The sequence below is a fragment of the Streptomyces sp. NPDC029956 genome (assembly GCF_055574655.1).
Genome location: NZ_JBVHZJ010000001.1, coordinates 98,325 through 121,918, shown reverse-complemented (window position 1 = coordinate 121,918; position 23,594 = coordinate 98,325). Strand labels below are relative to the sequence as shown.

9 protein-coding genes are annotated in these 23,594 nt (G+C 72.9%); 7 read left to right on the top strand and 2 right to left on the bottom strand.

The annotated features are described in order from the left end of the window. Positions 1-156: 156 nt before the first annotated feature. The 3 genes from ACZ4XX_RS00430 to ACZ4XX_RS00420 all read left to right on the top strand — a co-directional run bounded on the left by ACZ4XX_RS00430 (position 157) and on the right by ACZ4XX_RS00420 (position 3,985). Complete coding sequence (locus tag ACZ4XX_RS00430; RefSeq protein ID WP_468505926.1) at positions 157-930, top strand: ABC transporter ATP-binding protein; 774 nt, start codon at positions 157-159, stop codon at positions 928-930. 2 nt (positions 931-932) lie between these two features. Then, a complete protein-coding gene (locus ACZ4XX_RS00425) occupies positions 933-1,994 on the top strand; it encodes an ABC transporter substrate-binding protein (protein ID WP_468505772.1) in 1,062 nt (353 codons plus the stop codon). A 137-nt stretch (positions 1,995-2,131) separates the two neighbouring features. Next, positions 2,132-3,985: an SIP domain-containing protein gene (locus tag ACZ4XX_RS00420; RefSeq protein ID WP_468505771.1), complete on the top strand. Its 1,854-nt coding sequence runs from the start codon at positions 2,132-2,134 to the stop codon at positions 3,983-3,985. 88 nt (positions 3,986-4,073) lie between these two features. On the opposite strand, the gene ACZ4XX_RS00415 is transcribed toward ACZ4XX_RS00420, so the two are convergent. Together ACZ4XX_RS00415 and ACZ4XX_RS00410 are read right to left on the bottom strand one after the other, a co-directional pair. Continuing rightward, positions 4,074-4,820, bottom strand: a complete 747-nt coding sequence (locus tag ACZ4XX_RS00415; RefSeq protein ID WP_468505770.1) for a MarR family winged helix-turn-helix transcriptional regulator — start codon at positions 4,818-4,820, stop codon at positions 4,074-4,076. Positions 4,821-4,967: 147 nt separating this feature from the next. Further along, positions 4,968-5,915 (bottom strand): methionyl-tRNA formyltransferase, encoded by a 948-nt coding sequence (locus ACZ4XX_RS00410; protein WP_468505769.1) that lies wholly within the window; start codon positions 5,913-5,915, stop codon positions 4,968-4,970. A gap of 240 nt (positions 5,916-6,155) precedes the next feature. Between ACZ4XX_RS00410 and ACZ4XX_RS00405 the strand changes: the two genes are divergently transcribed. The 4 genes from ACZ4XX_RS00405 to ACZ4XX_RS00390 all read left to right on the top strand — a co-directional run bounded on the left by ACZ4XX_RS00405 (position 6,156) and on the right by ACZ4XX_RS00390 (position 23,524). Further along, a complete protein-coding gene (locus ACZ4XX_RS00405) occupies positions 6,156-7,541 on the top strand; it encodes a lysine N(6)-hydroxylase/L-ornithine N(5)-oxygenase family protein (RefSeq protein ID WP_468505768.1) in 1,386 nt (461 codons plus the stop codon). Between the two features lie 104 nt (positions 7,542-7,645). Next, on the top strand, positions 7,646-8,707 hold the full coding sequence (locus ACZ4XX_RS00400; RefSeq protein WP_468505767.1) for an iron-siderophore ABC transporter substrate-binding protein: 1,062 nt from the start codon (positions 7,646-7,648) through the stop codon (positions 8,705-8,707). A 130-nt stretch (positions 8,708-8,837) separates the two neighbouring features. Further along, positions 8,838-23,318: an amino acid adenylation domain-containing protein gene (locus ACZ4XX_RS00395; protein ID WP_468505766.1), complete on the top strand. Its 14,481-nt coding sequence runs from the start codon at positions 8,838-8,840 to the stop codon at positions 23,316-23,318. Then, complete coding sequence (locus tag ACZ4XX_RS00390; protein ID WP_073904918.1) at positions 23,315-23,524, top strand: MbtH family protein; 210 nt, start codon at positions 23,315-23,317, stop codon at positions 23,522-23,524. The genes ACZ4XX_RS00395 and ACZ4XX_RS00390 overlap by 4 nt, the downstream gene beginning before the upstream one ends. Positions 23,525-23,594: the final 70 nt, after the last annotated feature.

Below are 23,594 nucleotides of genomic sequence, written 5' to 3'. Positions count from 1 at the left end.
ACCGAGGCCGCGAGACCAGTGACAGCCGACACCGACACCGAGGCCGCGAGACCAGTGACAGCCGACACCGACACGCCCGAGACTCGGTCACCGAAGACCGTCACCCCGCCGCGCGCCGACGAGGCGGCGGCGGCCCACCGCCTCGAAGCCCGTGGCATCAGCGCCGGATACGGCGGCGCCCCCGTCATCGAGGACCTCTCCGTACGGATCGAGGCCGGCCGCATCACCGCGCTCGTCGGCCCGAACGCCTGCGGCAAGTCCACCCTGCTCAAGTCGATGGCCCGGATGCTGCCCCTCACCGCCGGCTCCGTCCTCCTCGAAGGCGCCGACATCCACCGTCTGCCCACCCGCGAGGTGGCCCGCCGGCTCGGCGTGCTCCCCCAGTCCCCGATCGCCCCGGAGAGCATCACCGTCGGCGACCTGGTCTGGCGCGGACGCCACCCGCACCGCCAGTTCGGCCGGCGCCGTGACGCCCACGACGACACCGTCATCGCCGAGTCGCTCCGGGCCACCGGCACCGCCGAACTCGTCGACCGCCCCGTCGACCAGCTCTCCGGCGGACAACGGCAGCGCGTGTGGATCGCCCTGGCCCTCGCCCAGGACACCCCGACCCTGCTGCTCGACGAGCCCACCACCTATCTGGACGTCGCCCACCAGATCGAGGTGATGGACCTCCTCGCAGAACTCAACGAAGAGACGGGCAAGACCATCGTGCTCGTCTCCCACGACCTCAACCAGGCGGCCCTCTACGCGTCGACCATCGTCGCCATGCGCGACGGACGTGTCGTCCGCCAGGGCACGCCCGAAGAGGTGCTCGACGCGGAGACCGTGGCCGAGGTGTTCGGCCTGAGGTGCGTCGTCGTCCCCCACCCCCTCACGGCAAGGCCGCAGATCTTCCCCCTCGGCCGCCACCACTCGCAGGAGAACTGACCATGAACCGCCTCGCAAGACCAGCCGCCCGACGGTCCACCGCCCGCACCCTGATCGCCGCGGCCGCGGCCGCCGCCCTGCTCGTCGGCTGCGGCGGAGGCAAGGACGACAGGACCGACAAGGCCGACGCCGGGAAGCCGGCCGGCGGCACCGCCGCCCCCGCGGCCGCCTTCCCGGTCACGCTCACCAACGCCTGGGGCAGGACCGAGGTCGAGAAGAAGCCCCTCAAGGTGGCCACCGTCTCCGACGGCGACACCTCCATCGCCCTCGCGCTCGGTCTGATCCCCGTCATCACCCCGGACGTGGAGGACGGCGGCCCCGTCCCCGAGTACAAGCAGCGCGCCCTCACCAAGCTCGGCGCCGGCAAGCTCAAGACGTACGACGACACCGACGGCACCGACTTCGAAGCCATCGCGGCCGAGGCCCCGGACATCATCCTCGGCATGAACACCTGGTCCATGGACACGGACTACGCCAAGCTCGCGCCGATCGCGCCGGTCGTCACCTTCGCCGACAAGAAGCACGCCGACAACCTGACCTGGCAGGAGCGGCTGAAGAACGCCGCCAAGGCGCTCGGCATGACGGCCGAGGCGGACAAGGTGATCGCCGCCAACAGCAAGGCCATCGTCGACGCGGCCGCCGCGCACCCCGAGTTCAAGGGCAGGACGTACACCTACGCGGTCGTCCACCCCGAGCAGCTCACCTTCATGTCCCACGCCGACCAGGACCCGGGGATCTTCGAGCAGATCGGCCTGAAGAAGACCGCCAGGTCCGCCTCCTACTCGGCGGACAAGAACTCCGTCAGCCTGGAGAACCTGGACGAGCTGGAGGCCGACGTCCTGCTGATGACGTACCCCTTCGGTGACAACGGACTCCTCAGCGCCTCCGAGCTGGAGAGCAACAAGCTCTTCCAGTCCCTCACGGTCGTCAAGGGCAGGCACTACGCGGTGATCCCGTCGGAGAACACCCTCTCCTCCGCCGTCGCCTACCCCGACGCCCTCAGCTTCCCGTGGATCGTCGGGAAGCTGACCCCCATCCTCGCCAAGGCCGTCGCCGGCACGTGATCCCCGCTCCCGCGAGGGAGCGACCACACCCGGCACCACCCACCCGCGCGGGCCCGGCGGACCGGACGGCGTCTCCACGCCACCGGTCCGCCCGGCCGCGCTTCCCGGCCCACCGCAGTGTCAGAAGGAGCCCCTCCATGTCCACCCGCAGCCCCCGCTCGGTCGTCACCTTCCCCATCGTGCTGAGGGAACTGACCGTCCTGCGCGCCGAGAACATCACCCCGGGGATGCGGCGCCTCACCCTCGGCGGAGCCCAGCTCGACGCCTTCGAGAAGGACGGACTCGAACTGCCCGCCCTGCGCACCGAGGGCTTCGACGACCACGTGAAGTTCTTCTTCGCCGACGAGACCGGCCGTCTGATCCTCCCCGGCCAGAACGTCGGCAGCCTCGACTGGCCCGCCGACGGCCGTCCCGTCGCCAAGGACTACACCCCCGTCCGGCACGACCCCGAGGCCGGCGAGATCGACTTCGACTTCGTCCGCCACGAGGGCGGCATCGCCTCCACCTGGGCCGAGCGGGCCGAGCCGGGCGACAGCGCCTGGATCGCCGGACCGAAGATGTCGCACAGTCACCCCGAGGGCGCCGACTGGCTGCTCGTGATCGGTGACGAGACCGCCCTGCCCGCGATCGGCCGGTGGCTGGCCGAGATGCCCGAGGGCACCAGGGCCCGCGTCTTCATCGAGGTCGGCGACGACAGTCACCGCCAGGAGCTGCCCACCCGGGCGGACGCCGAGATCGTCTGGCTGTCGCGCAAGGGCGCACCCGCAGGCACCACCGATCTCCTCGAACAGGCGGTCCGCACGGCCGAGTGGCTGCCGGGCACCGTGTTCGCCTGGGTCGCGGGCGAGACCCTCACCCTCAAGGGCATTCGCCGTCATCTCGTGGCGGAGCGTCAGGTGCCGCGCGAGCACACCCACATCACCGGGTACTGGCGGCGTACGGAACCGGCGCCGGCCGCCCCGTCCGACGGGGAAGCGGTGGTCACCGCCGAGGTGGAGCAGGACGGGGACGCGCACGAGCGGCTGCACGAGCTGACGGACCTGGCACCCGGGTACGCGATCCGGACGGCCGTCACGCTGGGTCTGTTCGACCTGGTCGACGGTGGGGTGCGTGACGCGGACGAGCTGGCCCGTCGGGCCGGGGCCCACGCGCCCACCCTGAAGGCGCTGCTCGACTACCTGGTCTCGATCGACCTCCTCGCGGCGGGGGAGGACGGCTACCACCTCACCCCCGTGAGCGAGGAGTTGGTCGAGGACGACCACTCGGCCGACGAGTACCACCTGGAGGGCGCCCAGGCGGCGTTCGACGCCTCGCTCTCCGGGCTCCTGCACACCGTCCGCACCGGCGAGGCGGGGTACCGCACGCTCGCCGGGCGGACCCTGACGGCCGCGATGGAGGACGAGCCGAGGCTCGCGGGCACCGCCCGCGCCGCCGTCGAGGAGGAGGCCATGTGGATCGCCCCCGGCGTGCTCCGGGCCCATGACTGGTCGGCCGTCACCGAGATGACCGCGACCGGCCACGGCGCGGCGACCGTCGTCAACGCCCTGGTCAAGGAGTTCCCCGCGCTGCGCGCCCGCATCGCGGCCATGCCGTCGGCGCTGCGCGTGCTGCGTGACCGGATCCTCGACAGCGACGTCCTGCCGCGGGTCGAGCTGGTCGCCCAGTCCGCGGCCGCTCCCGGTGGCACGGACACGCTGCTGATGTCCCGTCAACTGGAGTGGCTCGCCGACGAGGACGCCGTCCACACCCTCGCCGAGGCGTCGGCGGCGCTGGCTCCGGAGGGCACGCTGATCCTGGTGGAGATGGTCACCGCGGCCGACGCCGACGACGTCGACGCCGTCCTGCACCACCTGCGCCTCAAGTGCGCCTTCGGCTCCGGAGTGCGGGGGGCCGACGAGGTGTCCGCGCTCGTGGAGCACGCGGGCCTGGTCGTGAAGGACCGCAAGGACATCGGCTGGGACCACCGTCTCTGGATCCTCGGCCGGGCCTGATCCCGGGGGTGTGACCGCGGGAACGCCGGTGCCCCCTCGCCCATCGGGGCGAGGGGGCACCGGTCGTCGTGGTGGATCCGGCGGGTGGTCAGGACCCGGTGCGCGGAGCCGGCGGAGCGTAGCCGCGCCCGCGCGCCGCACCGCCCGGGGGCCGTTCGAGGTGGCCGTGCACGCGGCGCAGCAGGGAGCCGAGCTGCTCGCGTTCCGCCGCGTCGAGCGGGGCCAGGATCTCGTCGTCCGCGGAGGCGATCTCCGCGCTGAGGCCGGCGAGGTAGGTCCGGCCCTCCGGGGTGAGCTGGACGACGACACGGCGCCGGTCCGTCCTGTCGCGGACGCAGTCCACCTGCCCGATGCGGTCGAGGTCGTTGACGATCTTCACCAGATCGCTGGCGTTCATGTCGAGCCGCGACGCGAGGGCCGTCTTCATCTGCGGGCCGAGGTCCGCCAGCAGGGTCATCACGGTGAGGTGCCACAGCCGCAGCCCACGGGCCTCCAGCCGCTCCGTGAGCCTCCGGCGCGCGACCTTGCCGAGCGCGTACATGAGGTACGCGTTGAGGTTCAGGACGCTGGGGGGAGTCATGCTCATGGAGGGCGGAGGGATGGTGACCGCGGGGGTGTCGTCGTGTTCCGTGCCGGTGGCGGCCGCCTCGGCGACGGCGCGCAGCAGGGTCTGTTCGCCGACGCTGCGGCCCGTGGCCGCGTCGAGCGTCAGGTCGGCGTTGGCGAGGGAGCTGAAGACCTTCGCCCAGTCGGTCGGCATGGTCGATATGCCGACGACGGCGAACGTCGCCCCCGAGGCGTCGCACGCCACACCGTTGACGATCGGCTGTTCCATCGCTGTGCCTCACTGTCCGCGCGGTCGGTCACCAACCGCCGGGCCTGGCCGATAGGTTGGGTTAACCTACCGAGATCTGACACGGGGGCCGCGATGCGGCTCGGGCGGGACCGGCGACCCCCGTCGACGTGCTCGGAGCCCATGCCGTCAGGGACGGGCGACAAGGTAGCCGCCCATGGAGGTGAAGTACTCGGTCGCGGGGAGTTCGCGGCCGTCCTCCGTCCGGACGCGGGTGATGGCCAGGCCGTGGTTGCGGCCGGTGCGGGCATCGGCGCCGGCGACGATCACGACACCCTCGCCCTCGCGGTAGAAGATGCGTCCGGGGGTGCCGCCGTACCGGCCCTCGGAGACGACCGCGGAGAGGACTTCGAGCCGCTTGCCCCGGTGGAAGGTGAAGGCGCTGGGGTAGGGCGCGGACTGGGCGCGGACGAGCCGCTCCAGGGCGTCGGCCGGCCAGTTCCAGTCGATCCGGATGTCCTCCTCGGCCCGCTTGTGGAAGAAGCTGGCCTGGGAGCGGTCCTGCCGGGTGAACTCGGCCTGCCCGGAGGCGATCTGGTCGAGGGCGCCGATGGTGACCGGGGCGATGAGGTCGACCGTCTTGTGGAAGAGGTCGGTCGTGGTGTCCTTCGGCCCGACGGGGACGGCGTGCTGCTGCACGATGTCGCCGGCGTCGAGCACCTCGTCCATCATGTGGGCGGTGACGCCGACTTCGGACTCGCCGTTGACGAGGGCCCAGATGAGCGGCGAGAAGCCGGCGTACTTGGGCAGCAGCGAGTCGTGGATGTTCAGCGTGCCGTGGCGGGGCAGGTTGTAGATGTGCGGCGGGATCCACGTACGCCAGTTGTTGGCGACGATGATGTCCGGGTCCGCCTCCTTGAGGCGCGCGAACAGCTCCTCGTCGTCAGGCCTGTTGCGGATCACGACCGGGACGCCGTGCTCCTCCGCCAGGTCGGCGACCGAGTCGCTCCAGATCTTCTCGTAGGCGTGCTCGCTCTTGGGGTGCGTCACGACGAGCACCACGTCGTGTTCGGAGTCCAGGAGCGCTTGGAGGGTGCGGTGGCCCCAGGTCTGATAGCCGAACATGACGACCCGCATATGGGGTTCCTCCTCAGGAGAGCGATTGACCGTCAGCAAGTAAAGCAAGGCTTACCTAACAGTGCAACTGGCTTGATTTGTGCGGTCGTTCATGGGCAACCCTCGCTGCATGTCCGTTTCATCCCGTCGACAGTCGCGCTTAATCAGGTTAGCTTTACCTAAGTTATGTGGGGCTGCCGGTGAACACCGGTGTGCTCGATGCCCCGTTCCCCAGCTTCTTTCCCGCACGATGGGAGTGACATGTCGCAGGGTTCTCCTGGTGACGCACCTCTGGTCCACGACCTCATAGGCATCGGCTTCGGGCCGTCCAATGTGGCCATGGCGATAGCGCTCAGCGAGCACAACGCACGCGTCGGAAGAGAGGAAGCGGTCACCGCCCACTTCTTCGAGCGTCAGCCGCAGTTCGGCTGGCACCGCGGCATGCTGATCGACGACGCGACCATGCAGGTGTCCTTCCTCAAGGACCTGGTGACGCTGCGGAACCCGACCAGCGAGTACAGCTTCCTCTGCTACCTGCAGAGCAAGGGCCGGCTGATCGACTTCGTCAACCACAAGAACCTCTTCCCCCTGCGCGTCGAGTTCCACGACTACTTCGAGTGGGCCGCGTCCAAGGTCGACGACATGGTCTCCTACGGGCACGAGATCGTCTCGGTGGAACCGGTCGAGCGGGACGGCGTCGTCGAGTACCTCGACGTGACCGCCCGCGCCGGGGACGAGCTGGTCGTCCACCGCGCCCGAAACCTCGTGCTCGGCACGGGACTTCGCCCGAAGATGCCCGAGGGCGTCGAGCGCAGCGACCGCGTCTGGCACAACTCCGACCTGCTCCGCAAGGTCGAGGGCCTGGAGGGCACGAGCCCCGAGCGGATCGTCGTCGTCGGCGCCGGCCAGAGCGCCGCCGAGAACGTGGCCTATCTGCACCGCCGCTTCCCCGACGCCGAGATCTGCGCCGTCTTCTCGCGGTACGGCTACAGCCCCGCCGACGACAGCGCCTTCGCCAACCGGATCTTCGACCCCGACGCCGTCGACGAGTACTTCACGGCTCCCGACGACATCAAGCGCAAGCTGATGGACTATCACGGGAACACCAACTACTCCGTGGTGGACATCGACCTCATCGACGACCTGTACCGGCAGGCCTACCAGGAGAAGGTCCTCGGCACCGAGCGACTGCGCTTCATCAACATCTCCCGGCTCACCGGCGTCGAGGACGGCCCGGACAAGGTCCGCGCCTTCGTCACCTCGCTCGTCACCGGCGAGGAGTCCGTGCTCGAGGCCGACGTCGTCGTCTACGCCACGGGGTACACGCCCGCCGAGCCCCTCGGTCTCCTCGGCCCGGTCGGCGACCGCTGCCACCGCGACGACCAGGGTCGGGTCCGCGTCGAGCGGGACTACCGTCTGGCCACCGACCCCGAACTGCGCTGCGGGATCTACCTCCAGGGCGGCACCGAGCACACCCACGGCATCACCTCGTCGCTGCTCTCCAACACCGCGATCAGGGTCGGCGAGATCCTCGACTCGGTCCTCGACCGGGCCCCCGCTCCGGCTGCCCCCTCCGCCTCCGTCCCCGCACCGCCCTCCGCCGACGAGGTCAGGTCCGTGGTCGACGGCGTGGGTACGGCGCGCTAGCGCCACACCGCCCCACCCCCCACGCGTCGATCGCCGCTCCCGTCGCACGGCACACCGTGCCCCGGCGGGCGTGGCGGCACTGTGAATCCCCGAAAGGAACGTCCGTGTCCGCTGGTGCACGTCCCGCTCTGGCGCGGTTCGCCAGATCCGCTCCCCGCGTCGCCGTTCTCGCCGTGGCGGCTCTCGCCCTCTCCGCCTGTGGCGGCGGGACCGAGAAGTCCGACTCGCCGTCCCCCTCCACCACTTCGGCCGCCGCCGACGGCGGAGCCAAGCCCGCCGCGTTCCCCGTCACGGTCGAGCACAAGTACGGCTCCACGACCATCGACAAGGAACCGAAGACGATCGTCACCCTCGGTCTCTCCGACCAGGACGCGGTGCTCGCGCTCGGCGTCACGCCCGCCGGCTCGGTCGACTGGTTCAAGGAGAAGCCGTACGGCAAGTGGCCCTGGACCAAGGACAAGTGGGGAACGAACACCCCCGAGATCGTCGGTGAGCGCGACGAGTACAACATCGAGAAGATCGCGGCCCTCAAGCCCGACCTCGTGATCGCCCAGTACTCGGGGATGAAGAAGGAGCAGTACGACACGCTCTCCAAGTTCACCAAGGTCGTCGCCCAGCCCAAGGACCACCCGGACTACGGTGCCCCCTGGCAGCTGATGACCCAGCAGATCGGCAAGTCGCTGGGCAAGGACGCCGAGGCCGCCAAGCTGATCTCGGACATCGACGCCCGCTTCAAGGCCGCCCGCGAGAAGCACCCCGAGTGGGCCACCAAGACGCTCGCCGTCGCCGACAGCTTCGAGGCCGGCAAGTACTCGGCGTTCACCAGGATCGACCCCAAGTCGATCTTCTTCCAGGAGCTGGGCTTCAAGCTCAAGCCGGAGATCGACACGCTGTCCAAGCCGGGCTTCAACGTCGCCGAGCTCAGCGCGGAGAAGCTCAACGTCCTCGACGTCGACCGCCTCGTCTGGGTCACCTCGAGCACCGAGGCCAACGACCGGATCAAGGCCGAGCCGCTCTACAAGAAGCTGAAGGTCAACCAGGAGAAGCGCGACCTGTTCGTGCCGTACCAGGACCCGGACATCGGCGCCGCGTTCTCCTTCAACACCGTTCTGTCGATCCCGTACGCCATCGACCAGATCGAGCCGCTCCTCGCGGCCGTCAAGTGACACACACCAGCTGACGTGCCACCAGCCAACAGCTGACCCGACCGACGGCGTGGCGGAACTCTCGCCACGCCGTCGGCGCTTGTGCCGTCACCGTCTGCCACGCACCTCCAGGGAAAGGCCACTTCGTACGATGTTTGACGTCGAGTCGTCGGACCGGAACACCCCCTCCGGCCTCCCCGTCACCGGCGGGCAATCCGGCATCTGGCTGGCCCAGCAGATCGAACCGGACAGCTCCGCCTACAACATCGTCTTCGCGCTGCACCTCCGCGGTGCCACCGACCTCGACCGGCTGACCGCGGCCGTCCGCCAGGCCGTCGAAGAGGCCGAGTGTCTGCACGTACGGGTCACCCCCGGCCAGGACGGGCCGCGTCAGACGCCCCGTCCCGCCGCCGTCGACATCACCGTCGTCGACCTGCGCGCCGCCGCGGACCCCGAGGCGGCCGCCGCCGCGTGGACGGCCGCCGACCGCGAGCGGCCCGTCGACCTCACCCATGACACCCTCTTCGCCCACGCCCTGCTGCGGCTCGCCGACGACCAGGTCCTCTGGGTGCAGCGCTACCACCACATCGTGGCGGACGGCATGGCCGTCGCCCTCATCACCCGCCGCGCCGGCGAGTACTACACCTCCGCGGGCACCCCTGCGGGCACCCCCACGGGCACCCCTGCGGGCACCCCCACGGGCACCCCTGCGGGCACCCCTGCGGGCACCCCCACGGGCACCCCTGCGGGCACCCCCACGGGCACCCCTGCGGGCACCCCTGCGGGCACCCCCACGGGCACCTCCGCGGGCACCTCCGCCGATGAGGTGCCCGCGCGCCGCGACTGGTCCCTCGCCGACCTCGTCGCCGCCGACCGCGCCTACCGCGCCTCCGAACGGCACGCCGCCGACCGCGCCTGGTGGCTGGAGAAGCTGGCCGGACGGACCGAGCCCGTACGGCTCGTCGACCGGGCCGCCGGCCCCATGACCCGACGGCTGCGCCGCACCGCCGAACTGCCCCCGGAGACCGTCGAGCGGCTGAACACCGCCGCCGCGACCGGCGGCGTCCGAGCCTCCCGGCTCCTGCTCGCCGCCGTCGCCGCCTACCTGCACCGCGTGAGCGGCGAGCAGGACCTCGTCCTCGGCCTGCCCATCGCCGCCCGCGAGGACGAGGTCTCCGCCCGCGTCCCCGGCATGGTGTCCAACATCGTCCCGCTGCGCCTCGACGTCCGCCCCGGCACCACCGGCGGCGCCCTCGTCGCCCAGGTCCGCGAGACCGTGCGCGACGCCGTCGCCCACGGCCGCTACCGCGCCGAGGACCTCGCCAGGGAACTCGGCCTCGTCGACGGCGTACCCGAGCTCGTCGGCCCCACCGTCAACGTCCTGCCGCGCTCCGAGGACCTGGACTTCGACGGCCACGCGACCGAACTGCGGCCCGTCTGGCTCGGTCCGGTCAGCGACCTCGCGTTCAGCTTCGCCGAGTGCGCGGGCGGCGAGGGCCACGCCCTCCACCTCGACGCGGACGCCGACGTCTGCGACGAGGCCACCCTCGCCGACCACGAGCGGCGCTTCCTCGCGCTCCTCCACACCTTCGCCGGCGACCTCGACCTCCCCGTCGGCCGGATCGAGCTGACCTCCGACAGCGAACGCGTGCTCCTTCTGGAGGAGTTCGGCGCCGCACCCTGCCCGTCGCCCGAGCTGTCCTGGCCCGCCGCCTTCGAGGCCCAGGTCCGCCGCACCCCCCAGTCCGTCGCGCTCGTCTGCGAGGACCGCGAACTGACGTACGCCGCACTCGACGAGGCCGCCGACCGGCTCGCCCGGCTCCTCCGCTCCCGGGGCGTCGGCGCGGAGGACGTGGTGGGCGTGGCCCTGCCCCGCTCGCCGGAGCTCGTGGTGGCCCTGCTCGCCGTGATGAAGGCCGGCGCCGCCTATCTGCCGCTGGACGCCGACCACCCGCAGGACCGCATCGCCTACATGCTGTCCGACGCCGGGGCGCGCACCGTCGTCACCGTCGGCGAACTCGTCGGCGAGCTCCCGGACACGGCCGGTGTCACCCATCTGCTGCTCGACGACCCGGCCACCGTCGACGCCCTCGCCGGCGCGACCGACCCCGACCCCGGCCCGCCGGTCGCCCTCGACCAGGCGGCCTACGTCATCTACACCTCCGGCTCGACGGGCCGCCCCAAGGGCGTCGTCGTCTCGCACGACGGCGTCGGCAGCCTGATCGCCACCGCCACCGAACGGATCGGCATCACCGCCGGGAGCCGGGTCGTCCAGTTCGCCTCCGTCGGCTTCGACGTGACGGTCTGGGACCTGATCATGTCGCTCTGCGTCGGCGGACGGATCATCGTCGTCCCCGCCGAGCGCCGCGTCGCGGGCCCCGCGCTCACCGAGTACATCGCCCGCCACCGCGCCACCCACATGATCCTGCCGCCCTCGCTCGTCTCCGCGCTGCCGCAGGAGTGCGAACTCCCGCAGGGCGCGGTCCTGATCGTCGGCACGGAAGCGGTCCCCAGCGAGCTGATCGCCCGCTGGGGCGGAAGGCTCCGGGTCGTCGTCGCCTACGGACTCACCGAGGCGACGGTCAACTCCACCCTCTGGCTCGCCGACCCCGACCGTCCCGGCCCCGCCCCCATCGGCGAGCCCGACCCCAACACCCGCGCCTACGTCCTCGACACGGCGCTGCGGCCCGTCCCCGTCGGCACGGAGGGCGAGCTGTACGTCTCCGGGCGCGGCCTCGCACGCGGATACCTGGGCCGCCACGCGCTGACCTCGGAGCGGTTCGTCGCCGACCCGTACGGGCCGCCCGGCACCCGCATGTACCGCACGGGCGACCGGGTCCGCTGGGGCGCCGACGGCAACCTGGAGTTCCTCGGCCGCGCGGACGGCCAGATCAAGATCCGCGGCCACCGCGTCGAGCCCGGCGAGGTCGAGAGCGCCTTCATGGCCTGCGAGGGCATCGCCCAGGCCGCCGTCCTCGCCCGCGAGGACCACCGGGGTGTGAAGCGGCTCGTCGCCTACCTCGTCCCGGAGGGCGAGCACGCGGACCCGGGCACCGAGACGGCGGTGACGGACGCACGCGCGCGCGTGACCGACGCCCTGCCCGACCCCATGGTGCCGTCCGCAGTCGTCGTCCTCGACGGCCCGCTCCCGCTCACCCCCAACGGGAAGCTCGACGCGAAGGCCCTGCCCGAGCCCCGCTGGACGTCCCTGACCGGCACCGACACCCCGACCACACCGGCCGAGAGCGCCCTGGCCGCGCTGTTCGCCGAGGTCCTCGGGCTGCCCACGGTGGGGGTCCACGACAGCTTCTTCGAGCTGGGCGGCGACAGCATCGTCGCCATCCAGCTGGTGAACCGTGCCCGCGAGGCCGGCCTCGCCCTCACCCCGCGTGACGTGTTCCGGAGTCGGACCGTCGCGGCCCTGGCCAGGACCGCCGGGGAGACCCCCGCCGCCCCGGCCCGCCCCGAGGTCGTCCTCGACGCCGACGCCCTGCCCGTCTCCCCGCTCCAGGAAGGTTTCTTCTTCCACGCGGAGTTCGACCGGGAGGCCGCCGACCTCTACTTCGTCCAGGAACTCCTCGACCTCACCGACACCGTCGACCCCGTCCGCCTCCGCGCCGCCCTCCAGCACCTCCTGGACCGGCACCCGCTGCTGCGCGCCTCCTTCCGCCAGCTCCCCGGCGGCGAGGTCGTCCAGCGGCTGGCGGACCGGGTCACCCTCCCCTGGCGGGAGGCCGACACCGCCACGACCGGCCTGGACGAGATTCTCCGCGCCGACCGCGCCGAACAGTTCGACCTCGACCGGCCGCCCCTCCTGCGCGCCACCCTCGTCACGGATGGACCGCGCCACCGGCTGCTCCTCACCCTGCACCACATCGTCGCCGACGGCTGGTCGGTCGGCGTCCTGCTGCGCGAGCTGACCGAGGCCTACCGGGGCGCCGAGCTCCCCGCCGCCGCGGCCCCGGAGCCGTACCTCTCCTGGCTCGCCGGCCGCGACCGGGACGCCGCGGGCGAGGCCTGGCGGCTGGCCCTCGCCGGGCTCACCGAACCCACGAGGCTCCCCGAGCTCGCCACCCCGGACGACGCCGACGCGCCCGCCCGCCCCGAGCAGGTCGACACCCGCCTCCCGCGCGACCTCACCGACGCGCTGACCACCTACGCCAGGACCCAGGGCCTGACCCTGAGCAGCGTCCTCCACGGCACCTGGGGCCTGCTCCTCGGCGGCCTGACCGGCGGCCGGGACGTCGTCTTCGGCACCACCGTGTCCGGCCGCACCACCGAGGTCGCCGGACTCGACTCCGCCGTCGGCCTGTTCATCAACACCGTTCCCGCCCGGGTCACCCTGCGCCCCGAGGAGACCCTCACCGAGCTGCTCCGCCGCGTCCAGGACGAGCACTCCGCCCTCCTCGACCACCAGCACCTCGGTCTCGCCGAGATCCAGCGGATCGCCGGCGTCGGCGAACTCTTCGACACCCTCGTGGTGTTCGAGAACCACCCCACCGGCGACCAGCCGGCCGGGCAGGACGGCGACGCGCCGCTCATCACCGGCGCCGAGGTCTTCGACGCCGTCCACTACCCGCTCGCGCTCGTCGTCGAGCCCGCCGACGCCGGTCTGCTGCTCCGCCTCAAGCACGACGCGACCCGCCTCGACCAGGTGGCGGTGGCCGTCCTCGCCAACCGGTTCACCGCCCTGCTGCGGACCGTGGTCGAAGAGCCCGGCCGCCTCGTCGCCCGCACGGACCTGCTCTCCGCCCGTGAGCACGCGCACCTCGCCGAGCTCAACGCCACCGGCCACCCCGTCCCCGAGGCGACGCTCGCCTCGCTCTTCGCCGACCAGGCCGCCCGTACCCCGGACGCCCCCGCCGTCGTCTTCGAGGACACCACCCTCGGCTACGCCGAACTCGACCGGCGGGCCGAGGCCCTGGCCCGGCGCCTCCGGGCGCGCGGCGCGGGCCCGGAGCAGTACGTGGCCGTCGCGGTCCCGCGGTCGGCCGAACTGATGGTCGCCCTGCTCGGCGTCCACAAGGCCGGCGCCGCCTATCTGCCCGTCGACCTGGACTACCCCTCCGACCGAGTGGCGTTCATGCTCGCCGACTCGGGCGCGCGCCTCGTGGTGACGACCGCCGAGGCTGCCGGGCGGCTGCCCGCCGTACCGGACCTCGACCTGCTCGTCGTCGGCGAGGAGGACCGGGAAGAGGCCGCGTCCGACACCCCGGTGCGGGCCGCCGGCCCGGACCACCCCGCCTACCTCATCTACACCTCCGGCTCCACGGGCCGCCCCAAGGGCGTCGCCGTCACCCACCGCGCCATCGTCAACCGGCTCGCCTGGATGCAGGGCGCGTACGGGCTCACCGCCGACGACCGGGTCCTCCAGAAGACCCCGTCCAGCTTCGACGTGTCGGTCTGGGAGTTCTTCTGGGCGATCACCGAGGGCGCCACCGTCGTCCTGGCCCGCCCGGACGGCCACCGCGACCCGGAGTACCTGGCCCGCCTCATCGCCGAACGGGCCGTCACCACCACGCACTTCGTACCGTCCATGCTGGCCGCGTTCGTCCAGGTCATGGAGGCGGCCCCGGAGGCCCCGGACTGGGCGGCGAGCCTTCGCCGGGTGTTCTGCAGCGGCGAGGCACTCACCGGAGCGGACGCCCGCCGCTGGTGGGAGCTGACCTCTCGCTCCGGGCGCACGCCCGTACCGCTGCACAATCTGTACGGCCCCACCGAGGCGGCCGTCGACGTCACCTTCTTCCCCTACGAGGGAGGCACCGGGCCGGCCGTTCCGATCGGCCGGCCCGTCTGGAACACCCGGCTCCACGTCCTGGACCCGTTCCTGCGCCCGGTGCCCGACGGAGTCCCCGGTGAGCTCCACCTCGCCGGCGTCCAGCTGGCCCGCGCCTACCACGACCGCCCCGGCCTCACCGCCGAACGGTTCGTCGCCGATCCGTTCGGGGCGCCCGGGGAGCGGATGTACCGCACCGGCGACCTGGTGCGCCGCCGCGCCGACGGCGCCGTCGAGTACCTCGGCCGCACCGACCGCCAGGTCAAGATCCGCGGCAACCGCGTCGAGCTGGGCGAGATCGAGACCGCCCTGGCCGCGCTGACCGGCGTCGCCCGCGCGGCCGTGATCGTCCGCGAAGGAGCCCTCGTCGGCTACGCCGTCCCCGCCCCCGGGGCCACTCCCGCCTCCGAGGCCCTGCACGCGGCCCTCACCGAGGCGCTGCCCGCCGCGATGGTGCCGAGCGCCGTCGTCGTCCTCCCCGAACTGCCGCTGACGCCCAGCGGCAAACTCGACCAGAACGCCCTGCCCGCACCCGAGACCGCCCCCCGCGCCGCCGGCCGCGCACCGCGCGACGACCGCGAGCGCGCCCTCTGCACGATCTTCGACGAGGTCCTCGGGTTCCTCGGGGTCTCCGGAACCGGCGTCGACGACGACTTCTTCGTCCTCGGCGGCGACAGCCTCAGCTCCGTCGGCGTCGCCACGCGGGCGCGTGAGCAGGGCCTGACCCTCAGCCCCCGCGACGTGTTCGAGCACCGCACCCCCGCCGCCCTCGCCGCGGCCGCAGCCACTCACGGGGCAGCCGAGGCACCCCCGACCACCGACTCCACCGAGGTACCCGTGCACTCCGACGGCGTGACCGTCTCCGCCTCCGACGCCGGGCAGGCAGCCGCCGCCCTCCAGACCGTCCTCGCCCTCCAGCAGCAGTCCGGCGCCGCCGTCGACCCCGCACTGCGCGCCCTCCTCGACCAGCTGACCGCCGCCGCACCGCCCGCGCAGCCGGAGCCCCCGGCCCCCGCGCCGCTCGCCGGACCGGAGCTCAGCCCGGAGGAGACCGCCCGCGTCCACGCCGTCGCCGGGCTGCCCGTCGCGGACATCTGGCCGCTCTCCCCGCTCCAGGAGGGCATGTACTTCCACGCCACCTACGACGCGGGCGACGCGCTCGACGTCTACCAGTCCCAGGAGACCCTGGACCTCGACAGCCGGATCGACGCCGACCGGCTGCGCGCCGCCTGCCGCACCCTCCTCGACCGCAACACCGGCCTCCGCGCCGGATTCACCAGCGACGGCCTGCCCAGCCCCGTCCAGTTCATCGTGGACGGCGCCGAGATCCCGCTCGTCGAGGCCGACCTCTCCGGACTGCCCGCCGACCAGCAGCGGACCCGGACCGAGGAACTCCTCGCCGCCGACCGCAGGCAGCGCTTCGACCTCTCCGCCGCGCCCCTCTGCCGACTGCTCCTCATCCGCCTCGGCGACGGCCGCGACAAGCTCGTCGTCACCCACCACCTCATCCTCTGGGACGGCTGGTCCGCCTGGCTGTTCCTGGAGGAGCTGTTCACGCTGTACGAGCGGGCCGGCGACCCCACCGGCCTCCCGCTGCCCGGCTCGTACCGCGACCACCTCGCCTGGCTGGCCGCCCAGGACACCTCGGCCGCCCTCGACGCCTGGCGCGCGGCCCTCGCCGGCTTCGACGAGCCGACGCTGCTCGCCCCGTCCGGGCGCGACACCGGACCGGTCATCCCGGTGGACTTCGACGCCCTCCTCACCCAGGAGGCCGGCGACCGGCTCCGTACCGTCGCCCGTCGGCACGGACTCACCCTGAACACCGTCCTCAACGCCGCCTGGGCCCTGGTCCTCTCGGCCATGACGGGCCGCGCCGACGTCGCCTTCGGCACGGCCGTCGCCGGACGCCCCGCGGACGTACCGAACGTGGCCGGCACCATCGGCATGTTCCTCAACACGATCCCCGCCCGGGTCGCCTTCGCCCCCGACGAGCCCCTCCTCGACCTGCTGCGCCGCATGCAGTCCGAGCGCGCCGCCGTCATGCCGTACGAGCACGTGGGCCTGGGCACCCTCCAGCAGGAGTCCGGCCACCGCCGCCTCTTCGACACCCTCTTCGTCCTCCGCTCGGCCGACGGCGAGGACCGTGCCGCCGCCCTGCGCGAACACCACGGCATCACCGACGTGTCGAACGTGGACGGCACCCACTTCCCGCTCACGCTGATCGTCACCCCCGGCGCCCGCCTGAAGGTGACCCTGGCCGCCCGCCCCGACCTCTTCGACGCCGACGCCGCCGGCACGATCCTCGCCCGGTTCACGACGGTCCTCGACCGCCTCGGCGAGGCCCTCGCCGGCCCCACCGCCGCATCCGCGCGCACCGTCGGCGTGGACCTGCTGCTCCCGGAGGAGAACGCCGCTCTGCGCACCGCCCGGGAGTCGGGGCGCGAGCCGGTGCCGGACGAGACCGTCGCCGACATGCTCACCGCCCAGGTCGCCCGGACCCCGGACGCGGTCGCGCTGGTCTTCGGCGACCGCGCCCTCACGTACGCCGAACTCGACGCGCACGTCAACCGGCTCGCCCGGCTCCTGCTCGCCCGGGGCGCCGGGCCCGAGAAGGTCGTGGCCCTCGCGCTGCCCCGGTCCATCGAGATGGTCGCCGCGCTGTTCGCCGTCCTGCGGACCGGCGCCGCCTACCTCCCGCTCGACCTCGACCACCCCGCCGACCGGCTGCGACTCATGGCCGAGGACACCGGGCCGCTCTGCCTGCTGTCCACCACCGCCGTCGCCCCGACGCTGCGGCGCGAGGACGGCCCCGTCGCCCTCGAAGTCCTCCTCGACGACGAGGCCGTGCTCGCCGAGCTCGCCGCGCTGTCCGGGGACGGGATCACCGACGCCGAGCGCCCGGCGTTCGCCCATGGAGTGCCCGACCGCCTGGAGTTCCCGGCGTACGTCATCTACACCTCCGGCTCCACCGGCCGCCCCAAGGGCGTCGTCACCCCCTACCGGGGCCTGACGAACATGCAGCTCAACCACCAGAAGGAGATCTTCGACCCGGCCATCGCCTCCGCCGGAGGCCGGCGCCTGCGCATCGCGCACACCGTGTCCTTCGCCTTCGACATGTCGTGGGAGGAGCTGCTCTGGCTCGTCGAGGGCCACGAGGTGCACGTCTGCGACGAGGAACTCCGCCGCGACGCCGAGGCGCTGGTCGCCTACTGCGACGAGCACCGGGTCGACGTCGTCAACGTGACGCCCACCTACGCCCAGCTCCTCATCGAGGAGGGCCTCCTCGACCAGGACGAGGCCACGGGCAAGCACCGGCCGGCGCTCGTCCTGCTCGGCGGCGAGGCCGTCTCCGACACCGTGTGGACGCAGCTGCGCCGCACCGAGGGCACGTACGGCTACAACCTCTACGGCCCCACCGAGTACACGATCAACACCCTCGGCGGCTCCACCACCGAGAGCGCCACCCCGACCGTCGGCCGGCCCATCCGCAACACCCGCGCCCATGTCCTCGACACGATGCTGCGTCCCGTCCCGCCGGGCTGCCCCGGCGAGCTGTACATCGCCGGCACCGGTCTCGCCCGCGGCTACCACGACCGGGCCGCGCTGAACGCCGAGCGGTTCGTGGCCGACCCCTTCGGCGAGCCCGGCGAGCGCATGTACCGCACGGGCGACCTCGTCCGCGAGCGCCCCGACGGACTGCTCGACTTCCTCGGCCGCACCGACGACCAGGTCAAGATCCGCGGCTACCGCATCGAACTCGGCGAGATCTCCACGGCCCTCTCCGCCCACCCCGAGGTCGCCCACGCGGCCGTCGTCGTCCACGAGACCGCCGGTACGAAGCGCCTCGTCGGCTACGTCGTACGGGAGGAGGACAGCCACGCCGCGGCGCCCGGAGGCGCGGACGACGACCTCGTCAAGGAGCTCCGCGAGCACCTCAAGGCCCGCCTCCCCGACTACATGGTCCCGTCGGCCCTGGTCCCCGTCGCCACGCTGCCGCTGACCGTCAACGGAAAGCTCGACGTCAAGGCCCTGCCCGCCCCCGACCTCACCGGCACGGGTCCGAGCCGTGCCCCGCGCACCCCGCAGGAGGAGACGCTGTGCGGGCTCTTCGCCGAGGTCCTCGGCCTGGCCGAGGGCGGCGTCGGCATCGACAGCGACTTCTTCGACCTCGGCGGACACTCCCTCCTCGCCACCCGGCTCGTCAGCCGGGCCCGTACCGCCCTCGACGCCGAGCTGGCGATCCGCGACCTGTTCGAGGCACCGACCGTCGCCGAACTCGTCGAGCGGGCGGCCGCCTCGCGCGGCGCGGCCCGCCCGGCGCTCGTCGCGGCCGAGCGCCCCGAAGAACTGCCCCTCTCGCACGCCCAGCAGCGCCTGTGGGTCATCCAGCAGATCGAGTGCACCTCCGCCGCGTACAACTTCCCCCTGGTCATGCGGCTGCGCGGCACCTTCGACCGCGCGGCGTGGAGCGCCGCCCTCGCCGATGTGACCGACCGCCACGAGGCCCTGCGGACGCTCTTCGCCGAGCGCGAGAGCGACGGCCAGGCGTACCAGCGGATCCTGCCCGCCGGCACCGCCGCCCCCGCCGTGGAGCATCTGCGTGCCGACGAGGACGAGCTCCCGGGCATCGTGGACGCCGCCGTGCGGCGGCCGTTCGACCTCGCATCCGAGCTGCCGATCCGTGCCACCGTCGTGGAGGTGGCGCCCGACGAGCACGTCGTCGTCCTGCTGCTCCACCACATCACCACCGACGAGTGGTCCGACCGCCCCTTCCTGCGCGACCTGACCACCGCCTACACCGCCCGCCTCGCGGGCGCCGCACCCGACTGGGAGCCGCTGCCGGTCCAGTACGCCGACTACGCCCTCTGGCAGCAGAAGCTCCTGGGCGACCCGGCCGACCCCGACAGTCTCGCCGCCCGGCAGCTCGAGCACTGGCGCACGGCCCTGGCCGGCGCACCCGAGGAGCTGGAGCTCCCGACCGACCGCCCGCGGCCCGCCCGCCCGGCCTTCACCGGCGCCGAACTCGACATCACCTTCGACCGCACCGTCCACGAGGGCCTGCGGCGGCTCGCCCGCGACACCGGCGCCAGCATGTTCATGGTCGCGCACGCGGCCGTGGCCGCCCTGCTCCACCGGCTCGGCGCCGGCACCGACATCCCGCTCGGCGCGCCCATCGCGGGCCGCGGCGACGAGGCCCTGGACGAGCTCGTCGGCTTCTTCGTCAACACCCTGGTGCTCCGCACCGACCTCGGCGGAGACCCGTCCTTCACCGAACTCCTCGGCCGGGTCCGGGAGACCGACCTCGCCGCGTTCTCCCACGCCGACGTGCCCTTCGAGTCGGTCGTGGAGAAGCTCAACCCGACCCGCTCCCTCTCCAGGAACCCCCTGTTCCAGGTGATGGTCGGCTACCACGCCCGTACGGACGAGGTCCTGCGGCTGCCGGGACTCGAGGCCGGCTATCTGCCGCACCGGATCGGCACCGCCAAGTTCGACCTGGTGTTCAGTTTCACCGAGCGCACCACGGCCGACGGCGTCGCCGACTCCCTGGGCTGCCGTCTGGAGTTCGCCACCGAACTCTTCGACCGGGAGACCGCCGAACGCATCGGCGACCGCCTCGGCAGGCTGGTCGCGCTCCTGGTCGAAGCCCCCGACCGGCCGCTGTCCGAGGCCGGGATCCTCACCGACGAGGAACACGGCCTCGTCCTCGAGGGCTTCAACGGGCTGCCCCGCGAGGTCGACGAGGAGACCCTGCCGGTGCTCTTCGCCCGCTGGGTGGCCGAGCGCCCCGACGCCGTCGCCGTCGTCGAGCGGTCCCGCTCGGTGACGTACGCGCAGCTCGACGCCCGCGCCGACCGCCTCGCCCGGCTGCTCGCCGCCCGCGGCGTCGGCGCCGAGAGCGTCGTCGGCGTGGCCGTCCCGCGCTCGGTCGACATGATCGCCACGGTCCTCGCCGCCCTGAAGCTCGGGGCCGCGTTCCTGCCGCTGGACCTCGTCCACCCCGGCGACCGACTCAGCTACATGATCGAGAACTCCGGCGCCGCCGTCGTGGTCGGCACCGAACCGGTCGCCGGGAAGATCCCCGGTGTCGACGGCGTTCCGGTGCTGCTGCTCGACGCCCCGGACGTCGCCGCCGAGCTCGACGCCCTGCCCGCGACCCCGCCGGCCGGCGGGCCGGCCGGCCTCGACCAGGCCGCGTACGTGATCTACACGTCCGGCTCGACCGGTCGCCCCAAGGGCGTCGTCGTCCCACACGAGGGCATCGCCAGTCTGGTCGCCACGGCGGTCGACCGGATGGGCCTGGAACACGACAGCCGGGTCCTCCAGTTCGCCTCCATCGGCTTCGACGTCTTCGCGTTCGAACTGGCCATGGCCCTCTGCCACGGCGGACGGCTCGTCCTCATCACCGACGAGGCCAGGGTCGCCGGACCCGCCCTCACCGACTTCCTCGAAGACCAGCGGATCACCCACATGATCCTGCCGCCGTCACTGGTGTCGGCCCTCCCGCCCGGCTGCCGGCTGCCCGAAGGGTCGACCGTCCTGGTCGGCACCGAGACCGTGCCGCCGGACCTCTTCGAACGCTTCGGCGCCACCGCCGACCTGATCTGCGCGTACGGGCTCACCGAGGCGACCGTCAACTCCACCCTGTGGCCCGCCCGCGAGCACGGCGGCCGCGCCGCCGGCCGGGTGCCCATCGGCCGCCCGGACCCCAACACCCGCTGCTACGTCCTCGACGAGCACCTCCGGCCCGTCCCGCCGGGCGTGATCGGCGAGCTGTACGTGGCCGGGCGCGGCCTCGCCCGCGGCTACCTCGGGCAGGCGGCGCTCAGCGCGCAACGGTTCGTCGCCGACCCGTACGGCGCCCCCGGCAGCCGCATGTACCGCACCGGCGACCGGGCCCGCTGGCGCGCCGACGGCAACCTGGACTTCCTCGGCCGGCTCGACACCCAGGTGAAGATCCGCGGCTTCCGCATCGAACTGGGCGAGATCGAGGCCGCCCTCGCCGGACACCCGTCGGTGGCCCAGGCCGCAGTCCTGCCCGACCGCGACGGCGACATCGTCCGCCTCGTCGGCTACGCCGTACCCGAACCGGGCGCGGCCCCCGCGCTCGACCCGCAGGAGCTCCGCGCCCACGTCGCCGCTGTCCTGCCCGAGTACATGGTCCCCGCCCTCGTCGTACCGCTCGACGGCCCGCTGCCGCTCACCCCGAACGGCAAGCTGGACCACAAGGCGCTGCCCGCGCCCGACTGGTCGGCGATGACCGGAGACGCCGCACCCGCGACCGAGACGCAGGCGCGGATCGCGGAGCTGTTCTGCGAGATCCTCAAGCTGGACACCGTCGGCGTGCACGACAGCTTCTTCGCCCTCGGCGGCCACTCCATGGCCTCGATGCGCCTCCTGGGCCGCATCCGCGCCGAGTTCGGCGTCGAGCTGAGCATCCGCGACGTCTTCGACGCACTCACCGTCGCCGGCATCGCGGGCAAGCTGGAGGGCGCGAGCGCGGCACGTCCCGCCCTGCGACCGGCCGAGCCCGCGGCCACCGACGGCACCGAGCCCCCGGTGGCGCCCGTACAGCGCTGGCAGTGGCAGGCCTACCGGCGCGCCCCCGGCTTCGACCACGCACTCGTCCTGCGCTCACCCGGCGGCCTGGACGCCGACGCGCTCGCCGCGGCGATCGCCGACGTGACCGCCCGCCACGAACCGCTCCGCACCGCCTTCACCGACCGCGAGGGAACCCTGGTCCGCCGGGCCGTCGAGGCCCCTGACCTGGCCGTGGAGCAGTGCGCCGACCTCGACGTACGGCTCACCGGGCTCGCGGCCGGCGCGCCGGACCTGGAGCGGGAGGCCCCGCTGCGGGCCCGGCTCCTCACCGACGCGGACGGCGCCCAGGCGGTGCTGCTCACCCTGCACTACCTGGCCGTCGACGAGTGGTCGGTGGTCCCGCTGTTCCGCGACCTCACCACCGCGTACGGGGCACGGACCGCCGGGCGGGCGCCCGACTGGCAGCCGCTCCCCGTGAGTTACGGCGACTACGCCCGCTGGGCGAGCGAGGTCCTCGGGGACCTGGCCGACCCCGACAGCCGGGGCGGACGCCAACTGGCCTACTGGCGAAGGACGCTCGCCGAGGCTCCACGCGAGCTGGCCCTGCCGGCGGAGACCGGTGCCTCCGTGCCCGCACAGCGGGGCAGCCGGGCCGCCGGAGTCGTCGAGTTCGTGCTCGACGAACGACTGCACGCGGATGTCGACCGGCTCGCGCAGGCCACCGGCACCAGCATGTTCATGGTGCTGCACGCGGCCCTCGCCGCCCTGCTCACCAGCCACGGGGCGGGCACCGACCTGCCCATCGGCACGATGGTCGCCGGCCGCGGCGACGACCAGCTCGCCGACCTCGTCGGCTGCTTCTTCAACACGGTCGTGCTGCGTACCGACACGGCCGGCGACCCCTCGTTCGCGGAGCTCCTGACCCGCGTACGGGAGACCACGCTGAGCGCCCTCGACCGCCAGGACGTGCCCTTCGACGAGGTCGTCCGCACGGCCGGCCTGCGACCCGAGGGCCCCCAGGTGATGGTGATCCACCACGAGCAGGCCGACCTGGAGCGCCTGGAGGGCGGCGTCGGCGACCTGATCGCCGTGCCGACCGGATCCACCCGCGCGGAGCTGACCCTCAGCTTCTACGAGCCCCGCGGAGAAGGCCCCGTGCACTGCGGCCTGATCCACGCGGAGGAGCGGCTCGGCGCGGAGAGGGCGCGGCTGCTCGCCGAAGAACTCCAGACCCTGCTGCGCACCGTGACAGACGACTCCGAACAGCCCCTGTCCCAGCTGTTCGGCGTGACACACAAGAGGAGTGAGAACGCATGAGCACCAACCCGTTCGAGGACCCGCAGGGCCGTTTCCTGGTTCTGGTCAACGACGAGAACCAGCACTCGCTGTGGCCCTCCTTCGCCGAGGTCCCCGCCGGATGGCGGACCGTCTTCGGCGAGGACACCCGCGAGGGGTGCCTGGCCTACGTGGAGGCGCACTGGACCGATCTGCGCCCGGCGAGCCTCATCGCCCTCCAGGACTGAGCCAGCGCCCTCACCCGCGCACCACCGGCACCGCCACCGACCGCCGCCCGCGGGGGAGTTCCCCTCGCGG